The organism is Nocardia vermiculata NBRC 100427 (assembly GCF_001613265.1).
GTDB classification, from domain to species: Bacteria; Actinomycetota; Actinomycetes; order Mycobacteriales; family Mycobacteriaceae; genus Nocardia; species Nocardia vermiculata.
The window spans coordinates 14,993-41,387 of record NZ_BDCA01000021.1 but is presented as its reverse complement, the minus strand read 5'-3'; the positions used below and the strand labels follow the sequence as shown (position 1 = coordinate 41,387).

Sequence of the window (26,395 nt, the reverse complement as noted above, 5' to 3'; positions counted from 1 at the left end):
ATTCGATGACCGCCACGTCCCAGACCGCGAAAACCGGCACCGAAGCGCCGGAGGTTCCCGCGCGGGCCGATTCGGCCGCCGTACCCGGCACCCGCAGATTCGTTCCGGCGCTGGAGGGTCTGCGCGGTCTCGCCGCGCTCGGCGTGGTGCTGACGCATGTGGCGTTTCAGACCGGGGCCACCGGCTCACCCGTGCTGGGGCGGGTGTGGGGGCGATTCGATATGGCCGTCGCAGTCTTCTTCGGCCTGTCCGGATTTCTGCTGTGGCGCCCGCACGCCGCCGCGGCCCGCGGGCTCGGCACTGCGCCCCGGGCGGGGCGCTATCTGTTGCATCGCGCCGCTCGCATCCTGCCCGCCTATTGGGTCGTGGTGTTCGCGGCGCTGATACTGCTGCCGTCGGCGGCACATTCGGCCGGGCTGCGGGTGTGGGGCGCGAATCTGCTGCTGATCCAGGTCTTCGTGCCGCTGACCCTGACCGACGGGCTCACCCAGATGTGGAGCCTGTCGGTGGAGGTGGCGTTCTATCTGCTGCTGCCCTTGCTCGCCTGGTGCCTGGTCCGGATGCGCGGGCAGGCGGCCCGGTGGCGGGTGGGCACCGTGGCGGCGTTCGGATTGCTGTGCCTGGGCTGGAATTTCCTGCCCGTCCCGACCCCGAATGCGATCCACTCCGACAACTGGCTGCCCGGATATCTGCCGTGGTTCGCGGCGGGCATGGTGCTGGCCGAACTGGCCGAGACCCTGTTGGCGCGCTCCGATGTCCCGGGCTGGCAGCGGTGGCTCGGCAGCCGGCGGCTGATGTGGTCGCTGGCGGCGGTGGCGTTCGTGCTGTCGGCCACCGATCTCGCCGGGCCGGCAGGGCTCACCCGCGGGCAGGCGTGGCAGTACGCGGGCAAGATGGGCCTGGGTGCGGTGATCGGCTTCGGACTGCTGGCGCCCCTGGTGCTGGGCACCGCACGGCATCGCCTGCTGCAGAGCCGCCTCGCCCTGACGATCGGCCGCTGGTCCTACGGAATTTTCATCTGGCACCTGGTGGTGCTGTCGATGATGTTCCCCATCTTCGGATTCATCCCGTTCAACGGTGGGTTCGTTCATGTGCTGGCGCTGACGGTCGCGTTCACGGTGCCACTGGCCGCCGCGAGCTACGCACTGATCGAGGAACCGGTGCGGCGCTGGGTCAAACGCCGCTTCGGCTGAACCCCGACTGCCCCGGGCTGCGCACCGGCCGTCACTCCGGATCGCTCGGGGGTGGCCGATCCGTCGACCGTGACCGTGGCCACCGGATCCGGATGAGCGCACGTGCCGGCAGTGCCGCGATACCGACCGCGATCACCGCGACCAGTGCCGGAAACTGTGTCCACAGCGATCCGCCCATATAGACGTGCCCGGAACGCCAGGGCCCGGTGGACAGCGCGGCCTCCGCGGCGATCGCGGCGGCCCCGGCCAGTGCGGCGAACACGATCGGTCCCCGCGGCACCACGCGGATCGCAACCAGACCCGCTGCGGCACAGAGCAGCCCGATCGGGCCGGCGATCACGAATGCGGCCAGCGCGACCCCGATCCCGCCGAGCCACCAGTTGTTCCAGGTGACCGGGGGCGGATCGGCGGAAGCAGTCGCTGTACCGGCCACTGTCGACAGCGGGGCTATGTCGTGACCGGACGCGGTGTCGTGCCGCCGCTCGTCGTGGAGTCGATCCGATCCGCCGCGTGGCGCGGTCTCGGTGCCGTCACCAGCCGTCGGGTCCGGGCCGGTGGTGTCCGCCGGTGCGGCGGCGCGACCGATGTCTGTCGCGGGCTGTCGGTTTCGCGTGCGCCGGAACAATTCTCGCAGCCGGGCCGGAAGCGGTACGGCCAGTAGGAGCAGGGGAATCAGCAGCAGCAGACCCCCGAAGATGGCGAGGCGGTACCAGCGGTCGATGGGGAATTCGACCGTCACGGGTCCGTGCGCATCGGCCGGTACGACCCAGCCCTGTTTCCAGCCGTCGACCACGACCGGTGCGAGCTCGTGCCCGTCGCCGGTATGCGCTTCCCAGCCGACATTGGTACTGAGTGGCAGCACCAGCAGGCGGTCACCCTCCGGTGCGGAAACACTCGCCGAATCCGGCGGTGATGCGAAAGCCGTGTTGTCCAACCGCAATCGGTCGACGGAGAACATCTCGGTCGGGGTGACGGTGACATCGACCGAGCCCGCGGGCAGATCGACGGGTGCTGTCGGGTCGACTCCCGATCCGTCCGGGGGGACCGTCGCGCTCGGATCGCAGATGGTGGCGGAAACCGGTGCACTGGTGAGTAATTCGTCCGCGGTGGAGGTCACTGTCGTATGCAGGACCCGGCCGGCGACCGCGACCGTCGGGCCGTGCGCGCAATCCACCGTCACCATCCGGTCGCCGGGAGCCGGGGGCGGATAGTCGGGTCCCAGCACCGAGACCTCGGCGAGACCGGGAGGCTGCTGCTGGGTGAGACCCAGTGCGGTGCGGTCCAATACCGTCTTCCAAGTATTGATACTGACCTCGATGTGATCGGTGACCCGAGGGTGCAGTGCCACGCGGACCGGCGTCGGTGGTGCGGACATCGGTGCGGGCCGGTCGGTCGACGTCGGTTCCGGAGCCGGAGCGTCGGGCGACGGCGTGGTGGTGGGTGCGGATTCGGTGCCGCGGCTTTCGGAGTCCGGAGGTGCGGAGGCTTCCGGATCGCGGTCCTTCGGTGCGGGCGGAATCTCGCGGATCTGCGGGCCGTCACCGAGATTCACCGCGAGCGAGGTGGGGCGGGCGGGCAGTGCGCCCATCGGCGGCGTCACCTCGAGCCCGGTCACCAGTTCCGGACGGGGAAGCTGAATCGTGACTGTCGGCTTGTCCCCGCTGCGGTTACGCACCGCCTCCTCGGGCGCGATCCAGCTGGTCCGCGGATTACCGTCGGTCGCCGCGAAGGCCGAACCGCGCAGATCGCCGACATCGGCCTTGCCACGGGCGACCGGCCGCAGCGGATCGGTCAACAGACCCTCCAGTGCCGGGCCCTGCCGGGTACGGACGGTGAGTTGCGGCGCGACGGTGCTCGGATCCGGTACGTCGAGGGTGCGCTCGAAGGTGCCGGGCTCCTCTGCCGGCAAGGACAGTCCCTTACTGCACCGCACCCGGTCGGGGGCGTCGAAACAGCCGCTGCGCCCGGGGAACTCCTGTCCCAGATCCCAGCCGCGTACCGGTGTCGCGGCCGGCGCCGGTGGTAGCACCGTGCGATGCCGGATATCCACCTGGACGGGCGCGCTGCGATCGGAATAGTCGAACAGGTTCACCTCGCCGACACCGAATTGCCCACCGCCGGTACCGTTCCGGGTTCGCGTCGCGGTGATACTCAGCCAATCGGTTTTTCCGGGCGGCAGTGACACCGACACCGGCTCACCGGGTTCGGAGATCCGGGAGGCGACGGTCCCGTTGGCCGTGCGCACCTCGATCCACTTCACCGGGTCGCCGATCGCGGCGGGGCTGGTGGTGACGCGCAACGCACCCGCCCTGATCGGATGGTCGAGATCGAGCCGAAGCCATTGCCCGACAGCCTGTTCGGCACTGGTGCTCAACCATGCGGTACTCGGATCGCCGTCGAACGCCGCGGCCGTCGAACTGCCGGGGGCCGCACCACCGAGCTGGGTGGCGTCGGCGGCCGAGCTGGAGGCCGTGACGGTGGCACCGGACCACTGCCCTTCGACCAGATCCGCCCCGGGAACCGGGTAATCGGGCACCAGATTGTGGGTGCGGCGGGCATCGCTCGGTGCGCGCAGCGCCGAATTGTGGTTGTCGACCCGGCCGAAATCGGATTCCCGGTCCATCGGCGTATCGGTGATCGTCGCCGAGGCCGGGGTGAGTCCGGCCCGGGCGGCATCGGCGGCCAGCAGGGCCGGGCCGTCCGCCTCGGACGGGTTGCGCCGCAGGCGTTCCAGCACTTCGGGCCCGCCCTGCACCACCGGCACCGACTGCAACGGCACCGTATGCGCGCCCGGAAAACTCTCGGGAGCACCGGGACCACTGCGAATGTCGGCCGGATCGCCACGGGGGTCCCCGCCGACCCGGTAGATCTCGACCGCCGGATACGTGGGCCGCAGATCGCCGTCGGCAACCAATCCGTCACCGTGCCCGACCTCGATCGGATTGCCGAATTCGGCGACCTTGGTGATGCCCGGCGACGACTCGATCGCCTGATGCGCGAGCATCGGCCGAGTGGAGCGGGAGGTGTCGGGGTCGAGATCGTTGCGCAGTACCAGCACCCCGATGCCCTGATCGATCAGTGTCGGCGCCAGTCCGGTCGAGGGCCGGCCGTCGGCGATGAGCCGCTGCACCGAGTCCATCGCGCGGATCGCGCCCGGCGGAGTCAGTGGTACCGAGTCGCGTACCGCCCACGGGGTGCTCGCCAGCGCCTGGAGCGGTTCGTCTCGGGTCAGGCCCCAGATCTGGCTGCCGAACGGTGCCCCCGGTACCACCAGTGCACGTGTGTCGGAGGCGTGCTCGGCCAACCAGTCCGCGGTCTGCTGCCAGTACCCGGGCACCTCGTCGTAGGCGCCGCGCGGGGCGAGCTTTCCGGTCCAGGCCAGTGAGGTCGACAGGGTGAGCGCTGCCAGCAGCAGTGCCGACACGGCGACCATCCGATCGCGTTCGGGATGGGCGAAGGCATGCCGCCAGGCCGGCATCGGTACCGATGCCGGAAGTGGTACCCGGCGCAACAGGTGGGCCAGCCCGACGATCAGCGGCAGCCGGATCAGTGGTTCGAGCTTGTGCACATTGCGCAGCGGCGCGCCACCGGCATCGAGGAAGATCCGCACCGACTCGGCGAACGGTCCGCCCAGTTCACCGACGTATCCGGCGCAGATGCCGGCCAGGCCGACGAACAGCACGAAGGTGAACCGGCCCCGAGCCGGCATGGAACGCAGGGCCAGCCCCGCGAGACCGGCGGCGGCGAGCGCACCGGTGGCCAGCACCGCCGCAGGCTGGGTCACCAGCACCGCGCCCGCGATCCGCTCGGGCGATACGAACGGCGTCCAGCTGTCGGTGCCGCGCAGCACCTCCCCCAGCGACGCCCACTGGGTGGTGACACCGGAGGATTCGATGTAGTCGAGGAACGGCGGGCTGACCTTCCCCAGCACCAGCAGCGGCACCGCCCACCAGAACACGGCCAGGATCAGCAGCGGGGTCCACCGGAGCGTGAACCGCCACCAGGCGCGGTTGGGCCGGTAGGACGCCCACCACACGGCGGCCGGAAGGAAGGCGGCGACCGTGGCGATCGCGTTCACCGACCCCATCAGTGCCAGCGCCAGAGCGCTGGCCGCAGGGGAGGTGGCGCCGCGCCGCGACAGTGATTCGGCGGTCGGGCGCCGGGGGAGTAATCGCCGCAGCCCCGATCGCGCCGCCGGGGCACCGGGCATGCCGACGGCGCCGAGCGCGGCCGGGGCGAGCAGCACCCAGGGCGCCAGCATCATCGGCAGCGTTTCCGAGGAGATCGAGCCGAGCGTGGTCAGTACCCGCGGCGACAGCGCGAAGGCGGCTGCCGCGATGACCCGCGAACCGCGGGAGCCGATGCCCAGCACCTCGCACAGCCGGATCACGCCCCAGAATCCGGCCAGGATCAGCAGCGCCCACCAGATCCGCTGCGTCATCCAGGCGGGTATGCCCAGGACATGCCCCAGCGAGAAGAATGCGCCGTGCGGGAAGAAGTAGCCGTACGCCTGGTTCTGCACCTGGCCCATCGGTGCCTGACTGCTCCACAGATGGGCGGCGCGCGCCAGAAACCCCACCGGATTCTCGGCGAGATCGTATTTGGTGTCGGCGACGGTCAGGCCGGGCGCCTGCAGAAAGGTCAGCGCGAAGGCGACGAGCACGGTGCCGGCGAACCAGCGCCGGCCGAGTGGTGCGGTGGCCGAGGAGGGGAGATCGGCGGATCGGGCAGCGGTGGAGCCGGCCTCAGCGAGCGCCGTACTCAACGTTGTTCAGCAGCGACGACGCGGCGTCCCCACTGCGGTCGACCTCGGGTCGTGAGTTCTGCGCTGTCGCCGTCACGACAATGAAAACCGCGATCACGCCGAGCAGTGCTCCACCGACGGCGCTCGCAACCCCCGGGACGGCAAACTTCATCGCGTACTCCCAACATCGACACAGGCGTCTTGCGAGCCAACCTACAACATGGGCGGGATCCGGTCGCCACGCAGGACGGTCGGGCGCCCGGCCGTCAGTGCATCCGTTCAGGGACGGTGCAGGCCAGCCCGTGCAACAGAGTACGCAACTTGGCCGTGGTCTCGTCCAGTTCGGTGCGCGGGTCGGAGGCCGCGACGATGCCACCGCCGCCGTAGGCGTGCACGGTGCATCCGTCGGCGGACACCTCGGCGCAGCGGATCGCCACGACCCATTCACCGTCGCCGCGCGCATCGCACCAGCCGACCGCACCTCCGTAGAAGCCGCGCGGCTCCTCGGTGTCGGTGATGGTGCGCAGGGCCAGATCGGTGGGGGTGCCACAGACGGCCGGAGTGGGATGCAGGAGTAACGCCAGATCGAGGGCGGTGGTGGCGGGGTCGCGCAGGCGGCCCGTCACCGGTGTGGCCAGATGCCAGACCTCCGAAGTGCTGACCAGTTCGGGCGCGTCCGGAATCCTCAGATCCGCGCAGACCGGGGCGAGTTGCTCCCGGATCCATTCGATGACGAATGCGTGCTCGGCGCGATTCTTGGTGCTGGACAGCAACTCTCGCGACCGATCGACATCGACCGCCGGATCCGGGTGGCGGGGGAGCGTGCCGGCCAGTGGACGCAGGGTGACGGTATCGCCGTGCCGGGCGACCAGTACCTCGGGAGTGGCGCCCACCAATGTCGCGCCGGTGCGCCCGGCGGGGGACAGGTCCACCGCGAAGACGTTGGCCCGCTGATGCCGGACCAGCAGGTGGGCCGCGGCGGTCTCCGGTTCCAGCGGTTGTTGCGCCTCCGCGATCACCGAGCGCGCCGCGACCACCTTCCGCAACGGCTGCGCCGCGTCGGAGAGCTGTTCCACCAGCTTCGCCACCCGGGCGACATGTTCGGCGGGGCTCGGTATTTCGGCGATCACCCGGATCTCCGGGAGCGGCGGCAGCGCCGCCGGCCGCCACGGTCCCGCGGTGTGCTGGGCTTGTTCGGGTACACAGAGGGCGGCGGGTTCGCTCGGATCGAACGGCAGCGCTCCGACGATCAGATCGACGTCGCCGGTACGCACGGATGTCGCTGCCTGCCGCGTGTCGTCGAAGGCGCGCCGGGTCCCGGCAGTGCGGACCACGCCCCCGGGCTGTGCGAGCAGAAAACCGTCCATAATTCTCCGACCCTAGTCCCGGGCCGCACGGCTACGGCGGGACGAGCGACGCACATCTCACTGTGTTCGAGCGCACTTACGAACGTGGGTGCCCGGCAGGCCTCGGAGCGGTCCGGCCGCAGGGCTGCAGGGGCCGGCCGCAGGTCGTGGGGTCGACAGTGGCTCTTCCGCGACCCGTGCGGATCGGCAACAGCCGGGCAGACGGACCCTCCGGTGCCTCAGGCCAGATCGCTCGGCGCCGGTGCGGGTGCCTTACCCGGCGGGACCAGCAGGATCGGCCGATGGCAGTGCTTGAGTACTGCCTCGGCCACGCTGGAGTGCAGCAGCGCCCGGATGCCGGTGGCACCGCGAGTACCGGCGACGACGATGTCGACGTTCAACTCGTCGGCCACGTCCACGATCGCGTTCCAGATCGTGGACGTGCATTCGGCCGTGCGCGGCTCCGCGTTCAAGCCCGCCAATTTGGCCAGCCGCACACCCTCACTGTTGATCTGCTTGGCGTCGACATAGGCGACATCCTCGATGTCGTCGTCCGGCATCCACTCCGGCTGCATCACTCCGGACAGTCCGGAAAGCCGAGCGGCCTGGCGCACCATCGGCTCCCACGCGGTCAGGATCACCGCCCTGGGCGCGGACAGGAACCGCCCGGCGTATTCCACCGCCCGCTTCGCATTCTCGGAACCGTCGTACGCGATGAGCATCAAATCGCAAGTCATGACGACCTCCCGGACTCACACCTGCCGTCGGGCACCTATGCCCAGAGGCTACCCGCGCGAACTGCGCAGATGCGGTAAGTCGCGCCGGATTCACCGTTTCGAACCCGCCCGGTAACCACGGTCGGGCATGCCGGGGCCGCACCGGGATGCCGACGGCGCCGGTTCACCGCAGTGAACCGGCGCCGGCACATGTTCTCGCCGAAGCGTTTACAGCATTCAGCGTTCCAGGATCGCCACTACCCCTTGACCGCCGGCGGCACAGATCGAGATCAGCGCACGACCGGACCCCTTCTCCGCCAGTTGCTTCGCGGTCTGCGCGATGATCCGGCCGCCGGTCGCGGCGAACGGGTGTCCGGCCGCCAGTGAGGATCCGTTGACGTTGAGCTTGGAGCGGTCGATCGAGCCCAGCGCACCGTCGAGGCCGAGACGCTCCTTGCAGTACTGATCGGACTCCCACGCCTGCAGGGTGGCCAGCACGACCGAGGCGAAGGCCTCGTGGATCTCGTAGTAGTCGAAATCCTGCAGGGTCAGGCCGTTGCGGGCCAGCAGCCGCGGCACCGCGTAGGTCGGCGCCATCAGCAGACCGTCCGGGCCCCACACGTAGTCGACCGCGGCAACCTCGCTGTCGACCAGGTAGGCCAGCGGCTTCAGGTTGCGCTCGGCGGCCCACTCCTCACTACCCAGCAGCACCGCCGAGGCGCCGTCGGTGAGCGGGGTGGAGTTACCGGCGGTCATCGTGGCGGCCGGATCCTTCTCCCCACCGGGCAGCTTGGCACCGAAGACCGGCTTCAGGGTGGCCAGCTTCTCCAGCGAGGAGTTGGGACGCAGGTTGTCGTCGCGGGTCAGGCCGAGGAACGGGGTGACCAGATCGTCGAAGAAACCGCGGTCGTAGGCGGCGGCCATATTCTTGTGCGAGAGATAGGCCAGCTCGTCCTGTGCCTCGCGGGCCACGCCGAATTCCTTGGCGGTGATGGCGGCGTGGTCACCCATCGACAGGCCGGTGCGGGGTTCGGCGTTGCGCGGGATCTCGATGCCGACCATGCTCGGGCGCAGCCGGCCCACGAGCTTGGCGTAGTCCTTGTTGTTGCGCGCGCGGTTGGCGTCGAGCATCCACTCGCGCATGGATTCGCTCACCCCGATCGGGGCGTCGGAGGTGGTGTCGGTGCCGCCGCCGATACCCGCGTCGATGCGGCCCAGCGCGATACCGTCGCCGACCGTGACGATCGACTGCAGGCCGGTGCCGCAGGCCAATTGCAGGTCGTGGGCGGGAGTGTAGGCGGACAGTTCACTGCCCAGCACGCTCTCGCGGATCATGCCGTGCTCGCCGACCCGCTTGAGGACCGCACCGCCGACCACCATGCCCAGCCGTTCGCCCTGCAGGCCGAAGCGGCTGACCAGGCCGTTGAGGGCGGCGGTGAACATGTCCTGATTGGACGCGTGGGCGTAACGGCCGTCGGAACGGGCGAACGGAATCCGGTTACCGCCGAGGACGGCGACGGGCCGGGCCTGCTTGCTCGACCTGCTGCTCGATGATGCGGTCTTCGCCGAACGGGCTTTGGTAGTCACTCGAGTCTCCACTGTCTCGTCGGGTTTGTCTGGTCGGTGGCCGGGAATCACGCGATGCGGGGATGGTGGATGTGTCGGTACCCCCAGCCGACTGCGTAACTGCCGACTGCGCAACTGGCGGTTCCATCGGTTTACATTAAACTTACTCTGGAGTAAGTTAATTGTCGACACCGTACCCCGCAGATGTGGGCTACAACGCGCGGGGCACTGGGGAACGGCATTCGGCAGACGTCCACATCCCGGTCGTCCACATTCGACAGAAGGAGAAGGTAGGAACAGTGGCAGCCAGCAAGAGCTCGTCCAGTAAAGGCGCTCCCAACCTCTACGGTTCGTTCGTCAACTCCGCCCCCGGCGCCTTCCTGGCCGGCAAATTGGGCCTGCCGCAGCCGGAGAAGCTGCGCCGCTACGTCCCGGGTGAGCCGGCGCTGCCCGGTCCGGTGCTGCTGGGCGGTAAGGGCCGCGTAGCCGACGCCGCGCGCACCCTGCTGTCGGACTACTCCTTCGCCGACGCGCCGAGCCAAGGCACCAAGCTCGGCGCCCTGGTCTTCGACGCCACCTCCCTCCGCACCGTGGAGGAGCTGTCCCAGCTGTTCGAGTTCTTCCAGCCGGCCATGCGCTCGATCGCGCGTTCGGGCCGGGTCGTGGTCGTCGGTACCACCCCGGAACTGGCCGGTGACGTCGACGCGCAGATCGCGCAGCGCGCCCTGGAGGGCTTCACCCGCAGTGTCGGTAAGGAACTGCTCCGCGGTGCCACCGCCAACCTGGTCTACCTGCACCCCGAGGCCGCCCCGGCCGCCACCGGTGTGGAGTCCACGCTGCGGTTCGTCCTCTCGGCCAAGTCGGCGTTCGTCGACGGCCAGGTGTTCCGCGTCGGCAAGCAGGACAACGCCGATTCCTCGATCGACTGGGCGAAGCCGCTGGCCGGCAAGGTCGCCGTGGTCACCGGTGCCGCGCGCGGTATCGGCGCCACGATCGCCGAGGTCTTCGCCCGCGACGGTGCCAAGGTGATCGTCGCCGATATCCCCGCCGCGGGTGAGGCGCTGTCGCAGACCGCCAACAAGGTCGGCGGCACCGCGCTCGCGGTCGACGTCACCGCCCCCGACGCCGCGGACAAGATCGCCGAATTCGCCCGCGAGCGTTTCGGCGGCATCGACATCATCGTGCACAACGCCGGCATCACCCGCGACAAGCTGCTCGCCAATATGGACGCCGGTCGCTGGGATTCCGTGCTCAACGTGAACCTCGCCGCTCCGCATCGCATCACCGAGGGTCTGGTGGCCAAGGGTGCGCTGAAGGAGGGCGGTCGCGTGATCGACGTGTCCTCCATCGCCGGTATCGCCGGTAACCGCGGCCAGACCAACTACGGTGCGTCCAAGGCCGGTGTCATCGGCATGGTGAACGCCGAGGCGCCGAAGCTGGCCGAGAAGGGCATCACCATCAACGCCGTCGCACCCGGCTTCATCGAAACCGCGATGACCGCCGCGATCCCGGTCGGCACCCGTGAGGCGGGCCGGTTGCTCAGCTCGCTGCTGCAGGGCGGCCAGACCGTCGACGTCGCCGAGACCATCGCCTACTTCGCCAGCCCGGCGTCGAATGCGGTGAGCGGCAACATCGTTCGCGTCTGCGGCCAGGCCATGATCGGAGCCTGAGGTGGCTACTCGCACCGACGACCTGCAGGAGTCGCCCAAGACGGGCAGCCTCTATCTGAAGGCTGCCCTGGGAGCCGTACCGCTGCCGTTGGTTTCGGCGCGCAAGTCCGAGATACCGGACCGCGCAGTGGAATTGAACGGTTTCCGGGTCGACGGCGACCATCTGGCAGCGTACTGCCACGCGACCGGTCTGCGCTTCGGGGATTCGCTACCGCTGACCTATCCGTTCGTGCTGACCTTCCCGCTGGTGATGCAGCTGCTGGTGGCCCGGGACTTCCCGTTCTCGGCCGTCGGCGCGGTCCATGCCGAGAACCGGATCGAGCGCACTCGTAACATTTCGATGAGCGAGCCGCTGGATATCCGTGTTCACGTGGAGAACCTGCGCGAACATCCCAAGGGACTGCTGGTCGACGCGATCAGCGAGATCCGGGTGGGCCGCGAACTGGTCTGGCGGCAGGTCGCTACCTTCCTGCATCAGCAGCGCACCTCGCTGTCGGGCGGGCCCAAGGCGGCTCCCAAGCCGGACGAGGTGCCCCCGCCGCCACTGCGCACCCTGAAGGTCGACCAGGCGATGATTCATCGCTATGCCGCGGCCTCCGGCGACCGCAACCCGATCCATATGTCGGCACTGAGTGCCAAGGCCTTCGGTTTCCCGCGCTCGATCGCGCACGGCATGTGGTCGGCGGCCGCGCTCCTCGGTGTCATCGAGGGCCGGGTGCCCGCGCAGACCACGTACGCGGTGAAATTCGGTAAGCCGATCCTGCTGCCGTCGACGATCAACGTATATGCCGATCAGGTGGCGGACGGCTGGGATCTGGCGATCAAACATCCGAAGAAGGGCTACCCCCATCTGACCGCAACGCTGCGCTGAGCAGTCGACCGTCACGGAATTGTCGTCCTGGCTCGCCCCCGAGCCAGGTAACGATGTGGCTGTGGTGGTGTCAACCGGTTGTGCGCAGGGGCTACCCTCGTCAGACCGCAACGCTGCGCTGAGCAGCGGGCGTGGACAACAGCCGCACAGCTTCCCGGCGGCTTATCGGATCGCATGGGGGATTCGATAAGCCGGTTCGCCGGCAAGGTGTGCGGCCGTTGCCCCGTCAACAGCTGCAATCGCAGCCGCAACAGTCGCAGCCGCAGCAATCGTTGCTACAGCAGTCGCAGCTGCAATCGCAGCAGTCACAGCAGTCGCCGCAATCCATGCGCCGGCACCACGGCTCGCGCTGCTCGCCCGTGCACGGCCGCTGATGGCTGGTGCAGCACGCCGCGCCGGTGCAGTACACCCCGCAGACGATGGCGATTCCACCCCAGAAACTCGGTGGCCGGGGTGGCGGGGGCTGCGGCGGTTCCTCGGTGGGGGCGTTCGGGTCGTCGGGGTGCGGCAGCTGGTCGGGCGGCGGGGGCAACGGGGCTTGCTGTGCTCGTTCGTCGGCGCGACCGGATCGGCAACTGTGAGCTCCGGTCGTGCACACGGCGCCTGTGGCCCGGCCGAATTTCCGCAGCACCGTGCGGAGCGGGTCGAGGAATATCCAGCGGACCGCCGGTGCGTGGGCGAGTTCGGCCTGGTGCAGGGCGCGGCGGATGGTGCGGTCGGATTCGCGGAGTAGTTCGTACGCGGTGTCGGCGCTGGTATCGGTGGCGAGCAGCGGATTGAAACGCCCGCGCCGGCGGTCCTCGTCGAGATCTTCGATCGCATCGGCCAGATGGGCGATCCGGCCGAAATGCCATCCGGCCTCGCGCAGCGCCGCCGCGCGCTCCGGCCGCCCCGCGAGGATCGAACTGTGCGCGAACAATTCGGCGGCGCACAGTTGGGCCGGTGCGGTCAGCTCGGCCAGGTCGGTGTGTTGCGGTACAGCCCGATTCCACACTGCCCTTTCGATATACGCCTGTCGCCCCAGGGCGGCGAGTAACGGCTCGATATCCAGATCGATCCGTGCGGCGCTCGCGTGCGCGGCCGCGTACCAGCGTTGCGAAATATGTCCCATCGGCCGGCGAGCGAGCAGCCCGGTGTCACCGTCGTCGATGTGGTCACGAATCTTGGCTGCCCCCAGTAGCAGTGACGCTGTGGCGGCCAGGCGGACCCCAGGAGAATCGGCCCGCGCCACCGCGGCGCGCTGCATGCCGCGCAACGCGCACGGCGCTGCGGTGGTGCGGGCGGGTGCGGTGGTGGTCTGCACCTCGGTGAGGACATTCAGCACGAGGGCATCGGTATTGGTCGCGGTGCGCGCGAGCTGTCCATGACCGTCCCGCAGGCCCAGGCACAGCCCGCACATGTGGGCGCGCCAATCCGCCTCGTTCAGCCCGTATTTCGCCGCGGTATGTGTGCACGGCGTGAGAAGCCCGAACAATTTTCCCCCCGAGAACCTCGACTATTCGAGCTTCTTTTTACCAGACAGACCGCGCCAGGCCAGGTTGTCCAGCAGGTCGACCGCGCTCTGCACATCGACCTCCCCGCTGGCGATCCGATCGGCGATGGCCTCGCCGGCGCCGATCACCGCCACCGCCACGATGTCGAAATCGGTTCCGGGTTCGGCATATTTGGCGCTGGATTGGAGCAGCGTCGCGGTCAGTTCGATGATCCGCTCCCGGCTGTTCTCGATTTCGGAGGCGAAGGGCTGCTGGCCCATGGCCTGCCGGTACAGCACCGACCAGGACAGCCGGTTGGTGTCGACGTAGGACAGGAATGCCTCGAGGCCGGCGCGCAGCTGCTCGTGCGGGGTCAGGTTGGGATTACCGGCCACCGCGACAGCATCGATGAAGCGCACGCTCTCCCGCTGGATGCAGGCTCGGAACAGCTCGTCCTTGGAGCCGTAGTACAGGTACAGCATCGGCTTGGAGATCTTGGCTTCGGCTGCGATGGCGTCCATCGACGTGTCGTGGTATCCCTTACGGGAGAAGACCTCGACCGCGGCGTCCAGCATCTGCTGCTCACGAACCGCGCGTGGTAGCCGCTTCGTTCCGCCTGCCATGCACATACTCCTAGCCCATGTCGAAACCCCTATCTTACTCGAAGGTAAGTTCCGCAGGGAAACGAATTGCCACACCGTCGCCGTGGCCGCGATCAGCAGGGGAGTTCGGTCCCCTTGAACTTGGCGACACGCAACACCGACGCGTCGACCTGCTCCATACTCAGCCGGCCGTCGCGGACCTCCTGCTCCAGGTGATCGAGCACCGAGCTCACCGCGTCGGTGCTGATCCAGAGCGCGTCGTCGGCACCGGCCTCGAGAGCCGTGGCGACGGCCTGCTCGATACCCAGCCGCTCGGTGATCGCCGCCATCCCACTCAAATCGTCGGTGAAGATCGGACCGTCGTACGGAGCCGCGTTGTAGCCGGTGCCCTGGCGCAACAGCGCCATCGCCTCCGGGCTGATACTCGCCGGAACATTCGGCTGTGTCAGACCGGGAACGTCCAGATGTCCCACCATAACGGCGGCACCGGAGCCGACCAGATCCCGGAACGGCACCAGATCCACCTGCTGCATCTGGTCCAGCGGGGGAGTACGCACCGCCCCGGTGTGTGAATCACCCGAGCCATGACCGTGGCCGGGGAAATGCTTCATCACCGCACCGAGGCCGGCATCGTGCATCGCGCGAATGTAGGCGCCGGCGTAACGGCTGACGACCTCGGGATCCTCGGAGTAGGACCGGTCGCCGATCGCCTCGTCGTCGGGTTCTGCGCTGACATCGACATCCGGCGCGAAATCGACGGTGATACCGAGCTGCTTCATCGCTTCACCGCGCGCCAGGCTCGCCTGGTAGTACTCGTCGGTCGTCATGGTCTGCGCGGCGACCCGGGCCGACGGCGCCGGGCCGATGATCGACTTCAACCGGGAAACCCGGCCGCCCTCCTCGTCGGTGGTCACCATCAGCGGGGTGCGGGCCGCGGCCTTCACCTGCTCGAGTCCATCGCCCGACAGCATGGACAGATCCGTCCAGCTGCCGATGAAGATGCCGCCGACCTGTTCGTCGCGCACCACCTGTTCCGCATCGGCGGCATCCTGCACGCCGACTGTGAGCAGCTGCGCCAGCTTCTGCCTGGTGGTGAACTGTGCCAGGAAGCCCGCCGCACAGTCCTGACTGTTGCCGGCGGTGGTCGCCGTGGCTTCCGGCGTAGTACTTCCCGGGGTGGCGCTGGTCTCGGGCGTAGCGGAGGTGCCGGTACTACCGGAGCAGCCCGCGAGCGCGAGCGCGGTTACTGCGAGAACAATCCCGGCAAGGTTGCGCATGGGTCGACCGTAGTCGTTCGCCGCGCCGGAACCTATCCGCGGTGATCAGGCTCCGGAGGGACCGGACGGTCAGCCTCCGGTCTCGATGCCGGTGGCGATATCGACGACCACCTGATCGGCAGTGACCTGGCGGACGGTGACGGTGGAACCGTCGGCGGAACCGGATTCTCCGGCCGGCACGGTGACCTGCTGTCCGGCCACCGAGAGGGTGACCATATTGCCCTGCACGGAGACCAGCTCGGCGTCGACACCCAGGACACTCGCCTTGGCATCGACACCGCGGTCGAAGGTGATCGTGCACCCTTCGACCTTGCATTCGGTGGTGGAGCCCGCACCTTCCACGGTGCAGGCCGCTGCTCCCACGACGGTCACAGCGGAGAACAAGGGGGCGGCGATCAGCCGTCTGACAGACACCATTGAAAGGTAAACCATACCCCGCGCGCATGTGGTCGAACGGACGTTCGAGTATCCCATTGTTATCCGTGGGCTGCGTCGGGCGGCCGCACGCGTTCGCACGATGCGCTTTTCATCGGCGCCGGCACGCCATTGTTCGGAAATCTGGATTTCGCGTCGTGCGACACGAAGTAGCGCGGAGTTTTTCCGGCCGCCCGTTGGTAATATCTCGCCGACCAGGTGGCCGGCCGGCGTTCTGCTACGCCCGAGAAATCCGATTTCGATTCGCTACCGACCGCTGAAAGATATCTGCCGATCCATCGTCGAACCGATAGTGAAAGGCTGAAATCGAATGCGTATCAGCGCAATCACGCGCGGCGCGGGACTGGTACTCGCGGCGGTCGTCGGATTGGGTGTCCTGGGCGCCACCCCGGCGGTCGCGACACCGGAACTCGACCGATATCTCGACCTGCCTCTGATCAATCGCGATGCTGCTCAATCGCCCGGCGGTGTGAATCCCGCATTACCTTACGACCATGCCGAATTGGGTCGGTTGCTCGATGAGGCGAGAAGCGAGGGGGTGGCGCCGCACCGGTATGCCGCGCTGCTGTATCAGTACTGGTTGGTCGATGCGACCGAGAAGGCCGGGATCGACCTGCGCAGCTGGGATCCGCGCGCCGGGGTGGAGGCCAATCGGCAGAATCTGATCAAGTCCTATCGGTACTACGAAGATCTGCAGCTCGCGCATCGTGAATTGCAGTGGGCCGGAATGGGTGGCCAGGTCGGCGCCGACTTCGGCGGTGGTCTGCTCGATGCCGCGTTGCTGGGCAATATCTACGATCTGCCAGGAATCGCCGATGCCGCGCATGTCGTTCTCGGTGCGGTGCAGCAGGCCGCCGGACCGCAGGCCATCGCGTTGCTGCCGGAAGGGCTGCGGGCCCTGGCCGATGCCGCGCCGCGCATCACGCCCGCGGACCTGGACTGGATTCTCGGAATGATCCTGGTGATGCAGAAGAACATCTTCTCGGATCTGATGCCGATGCATGACGCCTACGTCACCGGTGGGCTGCCGGCCTTGGCCGAATTCGAGCGGGCCGGGTTGTTCGGTGAGGACATCATGGGAGCCTGGCGCGATGTTGCTTCCGGCGATGGTGACCGTATCGCGGCTGGTAACGCGGTACTGCTGCGGCGCGAGCAGCAGTGGGCCATCGGTGCGCAATGGGACGAGGTGCGTAGCTACAAGGGCACGGTCGGCGAGGCGATCACCTACCTGAGCGGTGCGGCGGGTTCGCCGTCGGTGGCAGGCGTGATTCCGCCGCGTGAATTCCGTCCGGTGCGAGTCCCGTTCACCGCGGCGGACGGTCGCCCGATGATTCTGACGCTGCCGTTGCCCAGCTGGAATTGGTCGGTACTCGACGATCGCTGGGACTACATCACCACCGAACTGCTGCCCAAATACCGGTGGCAGGTCGAAAACAATTGGCCGGCATTGGAAGCCGCGCTGCGGGTCCCGTACGAGGTGCAGTTGGAATCACACCGCCCGCTGTTGAATATCCCGCAACTGCTGGGCTCGGCGGTACGGGAACTGACAATCACCCCGGCCGCGACGGAAATGACAGACCGATGAGAACAACAGGAAGGGCGCGCATGCGTAGGCGCACATTCGCGGCCGTGACGACGGCGTTGGCACTGATGTGTATGAGTTCGGGAATCGCTGCCGCCGAACCGGTTCCGTCGCAAACCCCGCCCTTGGATCAAGTGTTCAACGGTTACGTCGTGGGCGCGCTGCAGGGCGCGACCCCGGCGAGCCCGCAGGAGGCCTTCGAGGCGCTGCGGGCCGACGACCCGTTCTATCAGGAACCGCCGCTCACCGGTGCCGAGAAGCCGGGCACGGTGCTGAAGGCCAAGAAGGTCGATGTCATGTTCACCGGGGTGAAGCCGGCGAATCTCGACGCCTGGAAGCTGATGTACGTCACCACCGATCTGGACGGCGTGACACCCGTCGTCAGCACCGGCATCCTGATGATCCCGCGCGATGGTACGCCCGCCGCCGACAAGCACGTGGTCTCCTATCAGGAGGCCAATGACAGCGTCGGCTGGAGCTGCCATCCCAGTACGCAGTGGACCGGCGGCGACCCGCTCGACGGTGCCTCCTGGTCGGCGCTGGGCCCGCTGGCTCTGATGTTCGGCAAGGGGTACGCGGTGATGATCTCCGATGTCGGCAACGATGCCGATCGTGCACCGCACGGAGTCTTCGCCGGTAAGTACGCCGCGCACACGCAGCTCGACGGCACTCGCGCGGCGCTGAATTTCGGTGAGGCCGGGCTGGATCCGAATGCGCAGGTGGCCCTGTTCGGTATCGCGGGTGGCGGTGTCGGTGCGGGCTTCTCCAGCGAGTTGCAGCCCACGTATGCTCCGGAACTCAATGTGAAATCGACTGTGCTGGAGGGCATGGTAGTCAACCAGCGCAATTTCATGCGGGTTGCCGACGGTTCGGTCGGTTCGGGGTTCGCCTTCGCTACGTTGGTCGGTCTGGAACCGAAATACCCTGAGATGCAGCTGGATTCGAAGCTGAATCCGGCCGGGCAGGCGGTGGCGAAGGTATTCCGCGGCCAATGTCAGGACGCCTACTTCAGTATGCCGTTCATTCCGCTGCGGACGCTGTTCAATTCCGGCATCAGCCCCGCCGACGAGCCGGCCTTCCAGCATGTGTTCGACGACAATGAGTTAGGCAAGTCCGGTGCCCCGCAGTCGAAGGTCCTGATCACCTCGTGCGCCAGGGACGATTCGCCGATGTCGCTGGTTCCGGCGGCCGATTCGCGCCACCTCGCCGACACCTACCGGGCGCAGGGAACCGATGTTACCTATCAGCCGACGGATTGCTCCCTGATCAAGATGCTCACCGACCTCTACGGCTGGGGCACCGACCTGTTCGGGATGCAGACGATCGACTGGATGGACCGGCAATTCGACTGATCCTCGCCGCATCCCGGCCCACGGGTCATCGTGGGTCGGAACGCGGATCGGAAAGGAACCGCTATGGCTGTGCTGTGGGGTATCGGATATCTGCTGACCTTCGGGCCGTTGGCCGTGCTCGATATGGTCGGCCGTGCGATCGACAGCCTGACCTGAGCGGACTTCGGCGGCGCGACTAGCTGCCCGGCAGCTCGTTGTGGCCGCCGAAACCCTTACGCATCGCGGAGAGCACCTTGTCGGCATACAGGGCCTCCCCGCGGGAGGAGAACCGCTCGTACAGCGCGGCCGACAACACCGGCGCGGGTACCCCTTCGTCGATCGCGGCGTGGATCGTCCAGCGCCCCTCACCGGAATCCGAGACGCGACCGCCGAAACCGCTCAGTTCCGGATCGGCGTGCAGGGCGGCCGCGGTGAGGTCCAGCAGCCAGGACGCGACCACCGAACCGCGGCGCCAGACCTCGGTCACCTCCGGTACGTCGATGTCGTACTGATAGTGCTTCGGATTGTCCAGCGGCGAGACCTCGGCCGAATGGGTCGCCTCGGAATCCTTGCCGACATTCGCCTTGTGCAGGATATTCATCCCCTCGGCGTAGGCGGCCATCGCGCCGTATTCGATCCCGTTGTGCACCATTTTCACGAAATGTCCGGCCCCAGCCGGACCGCAGTGCAGATAGCCCTGCTCCGCGGGGGCGGGTTCGCCGGTGCGGCCCGGCGTGCGCTCGGCGGCGTCCACACCGGGGGCGATCGATTTCAGCAGCGGTTCGACATGTGCGACCGTCTCGCTCTCGCCGCCGATCATCAGGCAGTATCCGCGCTCGCGGCCCCACACGCCGCCGGAGGTGCCGATGTCGAGGTAGTGCAAGCCCTCGGGCGCCAGCTTCTCGGCGCGCTCGATGTCCTCGTGATAGCGGCTGTTACCGCCGTCGATGATGATGTCGCCCGGCTCCAGCAGTGCGGCCACCTCGTCGATGACCGCACCGGTCGCGCCCGCGGGGATCATCACCCACACCACCCGCGGCTTCTCGAGCAGCGCTACGAACGCCGGATAGTCGGTCGCGCCCTGGAACGCATCCCCCAGTTCGGCGGAGAACTCCCGGATCTGATCGTCGTGCCGGGAGTACCCGACCGCGGTATGTCCGTCCGCGACGATGCGCCGCACGATATTGGCACCCATCCGGCCGAGTCCGATCATGCCCAGCTGCATACGACACCTTCCTCTTGCTCGAGTCTGGCTCCGGTGTGCTGTTATCGGGTCTGCGGGGCGCTGACCTGGTGCTCGTCGGCTCGCACCGCACCGTATTCGATTGTCCTCGTTCGGCACGCGCCGCCGGGCGGAAAATTTCTGCGGCCCGGCTACCGGATCGGTGTAACGCCGGAGCGCCGGGGCCGATAATCAGATCGGCTCCGTGCAGTTGCCAGACCCCCGACCCGGCAACCGCACGGAGCCGTCTGTGTTCTACGGGTGCTCCGGCCTTCGCGGGACCTACAGCGGCGTGCGCATGAGCACCACGTTGTACTGGTTGTGCATCGTGAGCAGGAAGTACAGGTCGCTCCCGGTCTGATACGGGTAGATCATCGGCGCGTACATGCTCGGCAGTTCGCGCGTATCGATCAGCACCCGTGACGGGCTCCACGGGCCTTCCGGGTTGGGCGCGGTGCGCATCACGACGGAGTTGGCCGCATCGGTGGTCAGCATGACGTACTGGCCCAGATGGTCGTTCCACTGCACCGACAGCTCGCCGACACCGCCGACGATCGGCTTGGCCGCGCCCGCGTCCTTCGCCTTCCACGCGCCGCCGTCCCAGTACTCGTAGGCGTCGATATTGGCGATATCGGTTTCCTTGACCCGCGAGACGAAGCCGGGATTGTCGCGCCCGGCGGGGGTGCCGTACTTGTAGACGTAACCGTTCGACTTCAGGAACGCGTTCTGCTGGAAGTTCTGGAAGCCGCCCTCGTTACCGCGGCGGGTGGTGGGCAGCTGGGCCCACGTCTGCCCGTCGTCACCGGAGACCGCCATGGTCGAGAAGTTGGTGTCCCAATGGCCGTCCGGGCCCCAGTTGCGTACCGACATCATCGACATGTACTGCGCGCCGTTGACCGAGATGCCCGCGGTGGGGATGAAGCTGATCTCGATACCCGGGATCTTCGGGCTGGGCAGCGGATTGTCCACGAAGCTGGTGTAGTTCACCCCGGCCGCCGGATCGGCGCCTGCCGGGCTACGGAACAGCACGTTGGAGCGCCATGCCCACATGCTGCCGGCCAGGATGTTCGGCATCCCCAGACCGGCGGTGTCACCGTAGGCGGTGATCATCTGGCCGTGTCCGTCATCCCACATGATGCCCAGGTCGGTTCCGAGCACATTGCGGTCCTGGGTCCGGTTCGGCGAGGCCATACCGGTGGCCTGGAACACCGGCTGGGTAGGGCCGTTCAGATGCGGCAGGCCGTTGACCCCGTTGAGTCCGGGGATCGGGTTGATGTTGTTGGGGTCGGCTCCTGCCGGGGATGCGGTCAGAGCCAGCAGCGCGACCGCCGCGCAAGCTCCTGCCAGTGCGGGCAGTCGTCTCATGATGTCGAAATCCTTCCTCGAGTCGCGCCGAGGGTATTCTGCCTGCCCTCGGCCGGCGATGTGCGGTCATCGCTACTTCGGTTGTCCTGGACGATGCATGGTGCACCAGACCCCCGGGGTACTCCAGTTTCCCGTCATTATTACCCGGACCGCCGCCGCGCGCTCACTGCCGGTGCGGCGCGTCCCGTCCGCCGAGATCAGCGGCAGTGTTTTCCCGGGTTTCCCGGCGCTTTCGGCGACACGCGAAAGGCCCCGCCCACCGAGCGGGTGGGCGGGGCCTGTCTGTCACGTGGCTGCCGAAGTATCAGAACGACGCTTCGTCGAGCTCCATGATGTCGTTGTCGAGATTGGCGAGTACGCCACGCACCGCGGTGAGCTCGGGCAGGACGTTGCGGGCGAAGAACTGCCCGGTCGCGATCTTGCCGTTGTAGAAGGCCTGATCAGCACCGGTTGCTCCGGCGTCGAGCGCCTTGATGGCCACCTCGGCCTGACGCAGCAGCGACCAGCCGATCAGCAGGTCACCGACGGCCATCAGGAACCGCACCGAACCCAGGCCGACCTTGTACAGCTCCTTGGTGTCCTCCTGCGCACCCATCAGGTGGCCGGTGAGGGAGGCGGCCATGGCCTGCACATCCTCGAGCGCGGTGGCGAGCAGCTTGCGCTCGGCCTTCAGCCGGCCGTTGCCGGCCTCGGACTCGATGAACTTCTGCACCTGGCCGGCCACGTGGCCCAGTGCCACACCGCGGTCGCGGGCGATCTTGCGGAAGAAGAAGTCCTGCGCCTGGATGGCGGTGGTGCCCTCGTAGAGCGAGTCGATCTTCGCGTCGCGGATGTACTGCTCGATCGGGTAGTCCTGCAGGAAGCCGGAGCCACCGAAGGTCTGCAGCGAATCGGTCAGGTACTGGTAGGCGCGCTCGGAACCGACACCCTTGACGATCGGCAGTAGCAGATCGTTGACCCGGAACGCCAGATCCTTGTCCGCACCGGAGACGAGCTGAGCGATGTCCTCGTCCTGATGCGCGGCGGTGTAGAGGTAGATGGCGCGCAGGCCCTCGGCGTAGGCCTTCTGCGTCATCAGCGAACGGCGCACATCGGGGTGATGGGTGATGGTGACGCGCGGCGCCGACTTGTCGGTCATCTGGGTCAGATCCGCACCCTGGACGCGCTGCTTGGCGTAGTCCAATGCATTCAGGTAACCGGTCGACAGGGTCGCGATGGCCTTGGTGCCCACCATCATGCGAGCGTTCTCGATCACGTCGAACATCTGCGCGATGCCGTTGTGGACCTCGCCGACCAGCCAGCCCTTGGCGGGCACGCCGTGGCCACCGAAGGTGACCTCACAGGTGGCCGAGACCTTCAGGCCCATCTTGTGCTCGACATTGGTGACGAAGACGCCGTTACGCTCGCCCATGGTGTTGGTCTCGAAGTCGAAGTGGAACTTCGGCACGAAGAACAGCGACAGGCCCTTGGTGCCCGGTCCGGCGCCCTCGGGGCGAGCCAGCACCAGGTGGAAGATGTTCTCGAACATGTCGTCCGAGTCACCCGAGGTGATGAAGCGCTTGACGCCCTCGATGTGCCAGGAACCGTCCTCCTGCTGCACGGCCTTGGTGCGGCCCGCGCCCACATCGGAACCGGCGTCCGGCTCGGTCAGCACCATGGTGGCGCCCCAGTTGCGCTCGACGGCGGTCTCGGCCCACTTCTTCTGCTCGTCGGTGGCGTTGTTCCAGAAGATCTGGCCGAACGGGCCACCGGCGGCGTACATCGCGACGGCCGGGTTGGAGCCCAGGATCATCTCGTTGAGCGCCCAGACCACCGAACGCGGCGCCGGCAGACCGCCCAGCTCCTCGTTCAGGCCGACCTTGTTCCAGCCCGCCTCTTCGTAGGCCTTGAAGGACTTCTTGAAGGACTCGGGGATGGTGACGCTGTGGGTGTTGGGGTCGAATACCGGCGGGTTGCGGTCGGCGTCGGCGAAGGACTCGGCGACCGGGCCCTCGGCCAGGCGGCGTACCTCGTCGATGATGTTGCGGACGGTGTCGGTGTCCAGGTCACCGTAGGCGCCGGAATCCAGCACCGAACCGATGCCGAGCACCTCGAAGAGGTTGAACTCCAGGTCGCGGACGTTGCTCTTGTAATGGCCCATCTCTGTTACTCACTCTCCGTTGAGTTGGTGCGGTCGGTGTGTGCCGTTCCCGCCCATGTGTCTCGACACCGGGGTAGACAGCCGAGGATCAGCCTTCTACTCGCGGGTAACTTACACCGTATATTACCGATGGGTAATGCGCTTGGAAAGCGCCCGACCGGCTGTGTGACGCGATGAACAGAATTCCCGGGCGTCACTCCCTCCCACTCCGGTGCTCGAGACTCGAGGCGTTCCGAGAACCGTCAGGATGCGCTCGGGAGCGGGAAAGTGTCCACCCGAGGTTGCGACCAGCAGTGAGAGGTCTGCGCGCGCGATTCACCCCGCGCGGGTGAAGCCGTGGCGACCGGGCGGGGTTGCCGCAGGGTAGTCACCTGAACCGAGGGAGGCAGCGGTGCCGGAGAAGAAGCCGAACATCCTGGTGATCTGGGGCGACGACATCGGGATCACCAATCTCAGCTGCTACAGCGACGGCCTGATGGGCTATCGCACGCCCAACATCGACCGGCTCGCCGACGAAGGGATGCGGTTCACCGACTCCTACGGCGAGCAGAGCTGCACGGCCGGGCGCGCGTCGTTCATCACCGGGCAGAGCGTCTACCGTACCGGGATGAGCAAGGTGGGGATGCCGGGCGTGGCCATCGGTCTGGACCCGGATGATCCGACCATCGCGGAACTGCTCAAACCGCTCGGCTACTCGACCGGCCAATTCGGCAAGAACCACCTCGGCGACCTCAACAAGTATCTGCCGACGGTGCGCGGCTTCGACGAGTTCTTCGGCAACCTGTATCACCTGAATGCGGAGGAGGAACCCGAGCTCGCGGACTATCCGCACAAGGACACGTATCCGCGCCTGCACGACCTGCAACTTCCGCGCGGAGTGCTGCATTCGTGGGCGACCGACGAGGACGACCCCACCGAAGACCCGCGATTCGGTCGTGTCGGTAAGCAGCGCATCGAGGATACCGGCCCGCTCACCAAGAAGCGGATGGAGACCATCGACGACGATGTGACCGATGCCTGCATCGACTTTCTCGGTCGGCAGCAGGCCGATACGCCGTTCTTCGTCTGGTTGAACTTCACCCATATGCATCTGCGCACGCACACCAAACCGGACAGCGTGGGACAGGCAGGAGTGTGGCAGTCCCCCTACCACGACACCATGATCGACCACGACCGCAACGTGGGCCGGGTACTGGATGCTCTGGACGAACTCGGGCTCGCCGAGGACACGATCGTCATCTACAGCACCGACAACGGGCCGCACGCCAACACCTGGCCGGACGGCGCGACAACGCCCTTCCGGAGCGAGAAGGACACCAACTGGGAAGGCGCCTTCCGGGTACCCGAGGTGATCCGCTGGCCAGGCCGTATTCCAGCCGGGAAGGTGTCCAACGACATTGTGCAGCACCATGATTGGCTCCCCACCTTCCTCGCTGCGGCGGGTGAGCCGGACATCGTGGACAAGTTGAAGGACGGGTATGCGGCCGGGGACCGGAACTTCCGTGTCCATATCGACGGCTACAACCTGTTGCCGTATCTGACCGGGGAAGTCGAACACAGTCCGCGCCGGGGCATGGTCTACTTCTCCGACGATTGCGATGTCCTCGGGATACGTTTCGAGAACTGGAAGACCGTCTTCATGGAGCAGCGCAAGACCGGAACCCTCGGGATCTGGGCCGAGCCGTTCACCGCACTACGGGTACCGAAGTTGTTCAATCTGCGCACGGACCCGTTCGAACGGGCCGACATCACCTCCAACACCTATTGGGACTGGTTCCTGGACCACGACTACATCGCCCTGTACGGCACCGCGATCTGTACCGCATTCCTGGAGACGTTCAAGGAATTCCCGCCACGTCAGGAGCCGGCCAGCTTCACTATCGACCACGCGATCGCGAAGCTGCACGAATTCCTTGCCCGGGACTGATCATGGATACCTGGAACGACACCGGGACAACGGCGGCGATAGTCGATTTCGTCGGCCGTGTCACCGATCGCGACGGCCCGGACTATGTGGCACCGGAAGCCCGCATCGCCGTATTCGACAACGACGGCACGCTGTGGTGTGAGAAGCCGATGCCCATCCAGCTGGATTTCACGATCCGACGTATGGGTGAAATGGCCGGTCAGGAAATGGAACTGCGCTCCCAGCAGCCGTGGAAGGCCGCCTACGAGAAAGATCTGAGCTGGCTCGGCGCCGCGATGGTCAAACACTACCGCGGTGACGACGATGATCTGAAGTTGTTGATGGGCGCGGTAACTCGCGCCTTCGGCGAGATCTCGGTGGAGGATTACGACAACCGGGTGGCGGAATTCTTTCGCACCGCCGACCATCCGACCCTGTCGCGTCCCTACCGGCACTGCGGCTTCGCGCCGATGGTGGACCTGTTGCGCTATCTGGAGTCGAACGGATTCACGACCTATATCGCCTCCGGTGGTGACCGGGATTTCATGCGCCCGGTCGCCGCCGGGCTCTACGGGGTGCCGCCGGAACGGGTGATCGGCAGCGCGCTGGGACTCACCTATCGAGAACAGGGAGGCCGCACCGACCTGTTGTACAAGTCGGCGATGGACTTCTTCGACGACGGTCCGGAGAAACCCATTCGGATCTGGAGCCGGATCGGCCGCCGGCCGATCCTCTCGGTGGGGAACTCCAACGGTGATCTGCCGATGCTGTCCTATTCCGAACTCGACGGCGTTCCCGCGCTGCGGTTGTTGATTCTGCACGACGACGCCGAGCGCGAGTTCGACTACGTGGCCGGCGCCGAGGATGCCCTCGACCACGCGCGTCGCGCCGGCTGGACGGTGGTCAGCATGAAGAATGACTGGCGCGAGATCTTCACCCCCGAACCGAGCTGACCCG

18 protein-coding genes and 1 pseudogene are annotated in these 26,395 nt (G+C 67.1%); 7 read left to right on the top strand and 12 right to left on the bottom strand.

Going from position 1 to position 26,395, the window contains the following annotated elements:
* Positions 1–5: 5 nt before the first annotated feature.
* Entirely contained in the window at positions 6–1,193 is a 1,188-nt protein-coding gene (locus NV2_RS21295) for an acyltransferase family protein (RefSeq protein WP_067877279.1), read from the top strand.
* Positions 1,194–1,995: 802 nt separating this feature from the next.
* Here the strand turns inward: NV2_RS21295 and NV2_RS21290 are convergent.
* The 5 genes and pseudogenes from NV2_RS21290 to NV2_RS21275 form a co-directional block, all read right to left on the bottom strand.
* Positions 1,996–5,856 (bottom strand): annotated as a pseudogene (locus NV2_RS21290) (alpha-(1->3)-arabinofuranosyltransferase domain-containing protein); the annotation flags it as partial.
* 82 nt (positions 5,857–5,938) lie between these two features.
* A complete protein-coding gene (locus tag NV2_RS30990; protein ID WP_084475206.1) occupies positions 5,939–6,109 on the bottom strand; it encodes a DUF2613 domain-containing protein in 171 nt (56 codons plus the stop codon).
* Between the two features lie 94 nt (positions 6,110–6,203).
* The gene (locus NV2_RS21285; protein WP_067877272.1) at positions 6,204–7,304 is read right to left on the bottom strand and encodes an isochorismate synthase; all 1,101 of its coding nucleotides are present in this window, start codon (positions 7,302–7,304) and stop codon (positions 6,204–6,206) included.
* A gap of 218 nt (positions 7,305–7,522) precedes the next feature.
* Entirely contained in the window at positions 7,523–8,020 is a 498-nt protein-coding gene (locus NV2_RS21280; protein WP_067877269.1) for a universal stress protein, read from the bottom strand.
* A gap of 216 nt (positions 8,021–8,236) precedes the next feature.
* The gene (locus NV2_RS21275) at positions 8,237–9,586 is read right to left on the bottom strand and encodes an acetyl-CoA C-acetyltransferase (protein ID WP_067877267.1); all 1,350 of its coding nucleotides are present in this window, start codon (positions 9,584–9,586) and stop codon (positions 8,237–8,239) included.
* A 278-nt stretch (positions 9,587–9,864) separates the two neighbouring features.
* On the opposite strand from NV2_RS21275, the gene NV2_RS21270 reads away from it, so the two are divergent.
* Both NV2_RS21270 and NV2_RS21265 read left to right on the top strand, forming a co-directional pair.
* Positions 9,865–11,235: a 3-oxoacyl-ACP reductase gene (locus tag NV2_RS21270; protein ID WP_067877266.1), complete on the top strand. Its 1,371-nt coding sequence runs from the start codon at positions 9,865–9,867 to the stop codon at positions 11,233–11,235.
* Between the two features lies 1 nt (position 11,236).
* The gene (locus tag NV2_RS21265; RefSeq protein ID WP_067877265.1) at positions 11,237–12,106 is read left to right on the top strand and encodes a MaoC family dehydratase; all 870 of its coding nucleotides are present in this window, start codon (positions 11,237–11,239) and stop codon (positions 12,104–12,106) included.
* A 226-nt stretch (positions 12,107–12,332) separates the two neighbouring features.
* Here NV2_RS21265 and NV2_RS21260 read toward each other — a convergent pair whose 3' ends face one another.
* From NV2_RS21260 to NV2_RS21245, 4 genes are all read right to left on the bottom strand, one after another.
* A complete protein-coding gene (locus NV2_RS21260) occupies positions 12,333–13,580 on the bottom strand; it encodes a DUF5685 family protein (protein WP_067877262.1) in 1,248 nt (415 codons plus the stop codon).
* Between the two features lie 21 nt (positions 13,581–13,601).
* A complete protein-coding gene (locus NV2_RS21255) occupies positions 13,602–14,201 on the bottom strand; it encodes a TetR/AcrR family transcriptional regulator (RefSeq protein WP_067877259.1) in 600 nt (199 codons plus the stop codon).
* A 92-nt stretch (positions 14,202–14,293) separates the two neighbouring features.
* A complete protein-coding gene (locus NV2_RS21250; RefSeq protein WP_067877256.1) occupies positions 14,294–15,457 on the bottom strand; it encodes a glycoside hydrolase family 3 N-terminal domain-containing protein in 1,164 nt (387 codons plus the stop codon).
* A 69-nt stretch (positions 15,458–15,526) separates the two neighbouring features.
* Positions 15,527–15,874 (bottom strand): hypothetical protein, encoded by a 348-nt coding sequence (locus NV2_RS21245; protein WP_067877253.1) that lies wholly within the window; start codon positions 15,872–15,874, stop codon positions 15,527–15,529.
* Between the two features lie 328 nt (positions 15,875–16,202).
* On the opposite strand from NV2_RS21245, the gene NV2_RS21240 reads away from it, so the two are divergent.
* Together NV2_RS21240 and NV2_RS21235 are read left to right on the top strand one after the other, a co-directional pair.
* On the top strand, positions 16,203–17,477 hold the full coding sequence (locus NV2_RS21240) for a hypothetical protein (protein ID WP_067877250.1): 1,275 nt from the start codon (positions 16,203–16,205) through the stop codon (positions 17,475–17,477).
* Positions 17,478–17,497: 20 nt separating this feature from the next.
* Positions 17,498–18,826, top strand: coding sequence for a lipase family protein (locus NV2_RS21235; protein WP_067877248.1), 1,329 nt, complete (start codon positions 17,498–17,500; stop codon positions 18,824–18,826).
* Between the two features lie 175 nt (positions 18,827–19,001).
* Here NV2_RS21235 and gnd read toward each other — a convergent pair whose 3' ends face one another.
* From gnd to NV2_RS21220, 3 genes are all read right to left on the bottom strand, one after another.
* Positions 19,002–20,030 carry a phosphogluconate dehydrogenase (NAD(+)-dependent, decarboxylating) gene (gene gnd / locus NV2_RS21230; protein ID WP_067877245.1) on the bottom strand — a complete coding sequence of 343 codons (1,029 nt, stop codon included), beginning with the start codon at positions 20,028–20,030 and terminating at the stop codon, positions 19,002–19,004.
* 279 nt (positions 20,031–20,309) lie between these two features.
* Complete coding sequence (locus NV2_RS21225; protein WP_067877242.1) at positions 20,310–21,392, bottom strand: glycoside hydrolase family 183 protein; 1,083 nt, start codon at positions 21,390–21,392, stop codon at positions 20,310–20,312.
* 304 nt (positions 21,393–21,696) lie between these two features.
* The gene (locus tag NV2_RS21220; RefSeq protein WP_067877239.1) at positions 21,697–23,532 is read right to left on the bottom strand and encodes an acyl-CoA dehydrogenase; all 1,836 of its coding nucleotides are present in this window, start codon (positions 23,530–23,532) and stop codon (positions 21,697–21,699) included.
* Positions 23,533–23,923: 391 nt separating this feature from the next.
* Between NV2_RS21220 and NV2_RS21215 the strand changes: the two genes are divergently transcribed.
* Positions 23,924–25,459 (top strand): arylsulfatase, encoded by a 1,536-nt coding sequence (locus NV2_RS21215; protein ID WP_067877237.1) that lies wholly within the window; start codon positions 23,924–23,926, stop codon positions 25,457–25,459.
* A 2-nt stretch (positions 25,460–25,461) separates the two neighbouring features.
* Positions 25,462–26,391: an HAD family hydrolase gene (locus NV2_RS21210; protein ID WP_067877234.1), complete on the top strand. Its 930-nt coding sequence runs from the start codon at positions 25,462–25,464 to the stop codon at positions 26,389–26,391.
* The last annotated feature ends 4 nt before the right edge of the window (positions 26,392–26,395 follow it).

What these genes read in the sequence shown, in the direction of transcription:
- gnd (WP_067877245.1), bottom strand. Translation starts at nt 20,030, where the DNA reads ATGCAGCTGGGCATGATCGGACTCGGCCGGATGGGTGCCAATATCGTG.
- NV2_RS21255 (WP_067877259.1), bottom strand. Translation starts at nt 14,201, where the DNA reads ATGGCAGGCGGAACGAAGCGGCTACCACGCGCGGTTCGTGAGCAGCAG.
- NV2_RS21235 (WP_067877248.1), top strand. Translation starts at nt 17,498, where the DNA reads ATGCGTAGGCGCACATTCGCGGCCGTGACGACGGCGTTGGCACTGATG.
- NV2_RS30990 (WP_084475206.1), bottom strand. Translation starts at nt 6,109, where the DNA reads ATGAAGTTTGCCGTCCCGGGGGTTGCGAGCGCCGTCGGTGGAGCACTG.
- NV2_RS21210 (WP_067877234.1), top strand. Translation starts at nt 25,462, where the DNA reads ATGGATACCTGGAACGACACCGGGACAACGGCGGCGATAGTCGATTTC.
- NV2_RS21220 (WP_067877239.1), bottom strand. Translation starts at nt 23,532, where the DNA reads ATGGGCCATTACAAGAGCAACGTCCGCGACCTGGAGTTCAACCTCTTC.
- NV2_RS21295 (WP_067877279.1), top strand. Translation starts at nt 6, where the DNA reads ATGACCGCCACGTCCCAGACCGCGAAAACCGGCACCGAAGCGCCGGAG.
- NV2_RS21280 (WP_067877269.1), bottom strand. Translation starts at nt 8,020, where the DNA reads ATGACTTGCGATTTGATGCTCATCGCGTACGACGGTTCCGAGAATGCG.
- NV2_RS21285 (WP_067877272.1), bottom strand. Translation starts at nt 7,304, where the DNA reads ATGGACGGTTTTCTGCTCGCACAGCCCGGGGGCGTGGTCCGCACTGCC.
- NV2_RS21250 (WP_067877256.1), bottom strand. Translation starts at nt 15,457, where the DNA reads ATGCGCAACCTTGCCGGGATTGTTCTCGCAGTAACCGCGCTCGCGCTC.
- NV2_RS21240 (WP_067877250.1), top strand. Translation starts at nt 16,203, where the DNA reads ATGCGTATCAGCGCAATCACGCGCGGCGCGGGACTGGTACTCGCGGCG.
- NV2_RS21225 (WP_067877242.1), bottom strand. Translation starts at nt 21,392, where the DNA reads ATGAGACGACTGCCCGCACTGGCAGGAGCTTGCGCGGCGGTCGCGCTG.
- NV2_RS21245 (WP_067877253.1), bottom strand. Translation starts at nt 15,874, where the DNA reads ATGGTGTCTGTCAGACGGCTGATCGCCGCCCCCTTGTTCTCCGCTGTG.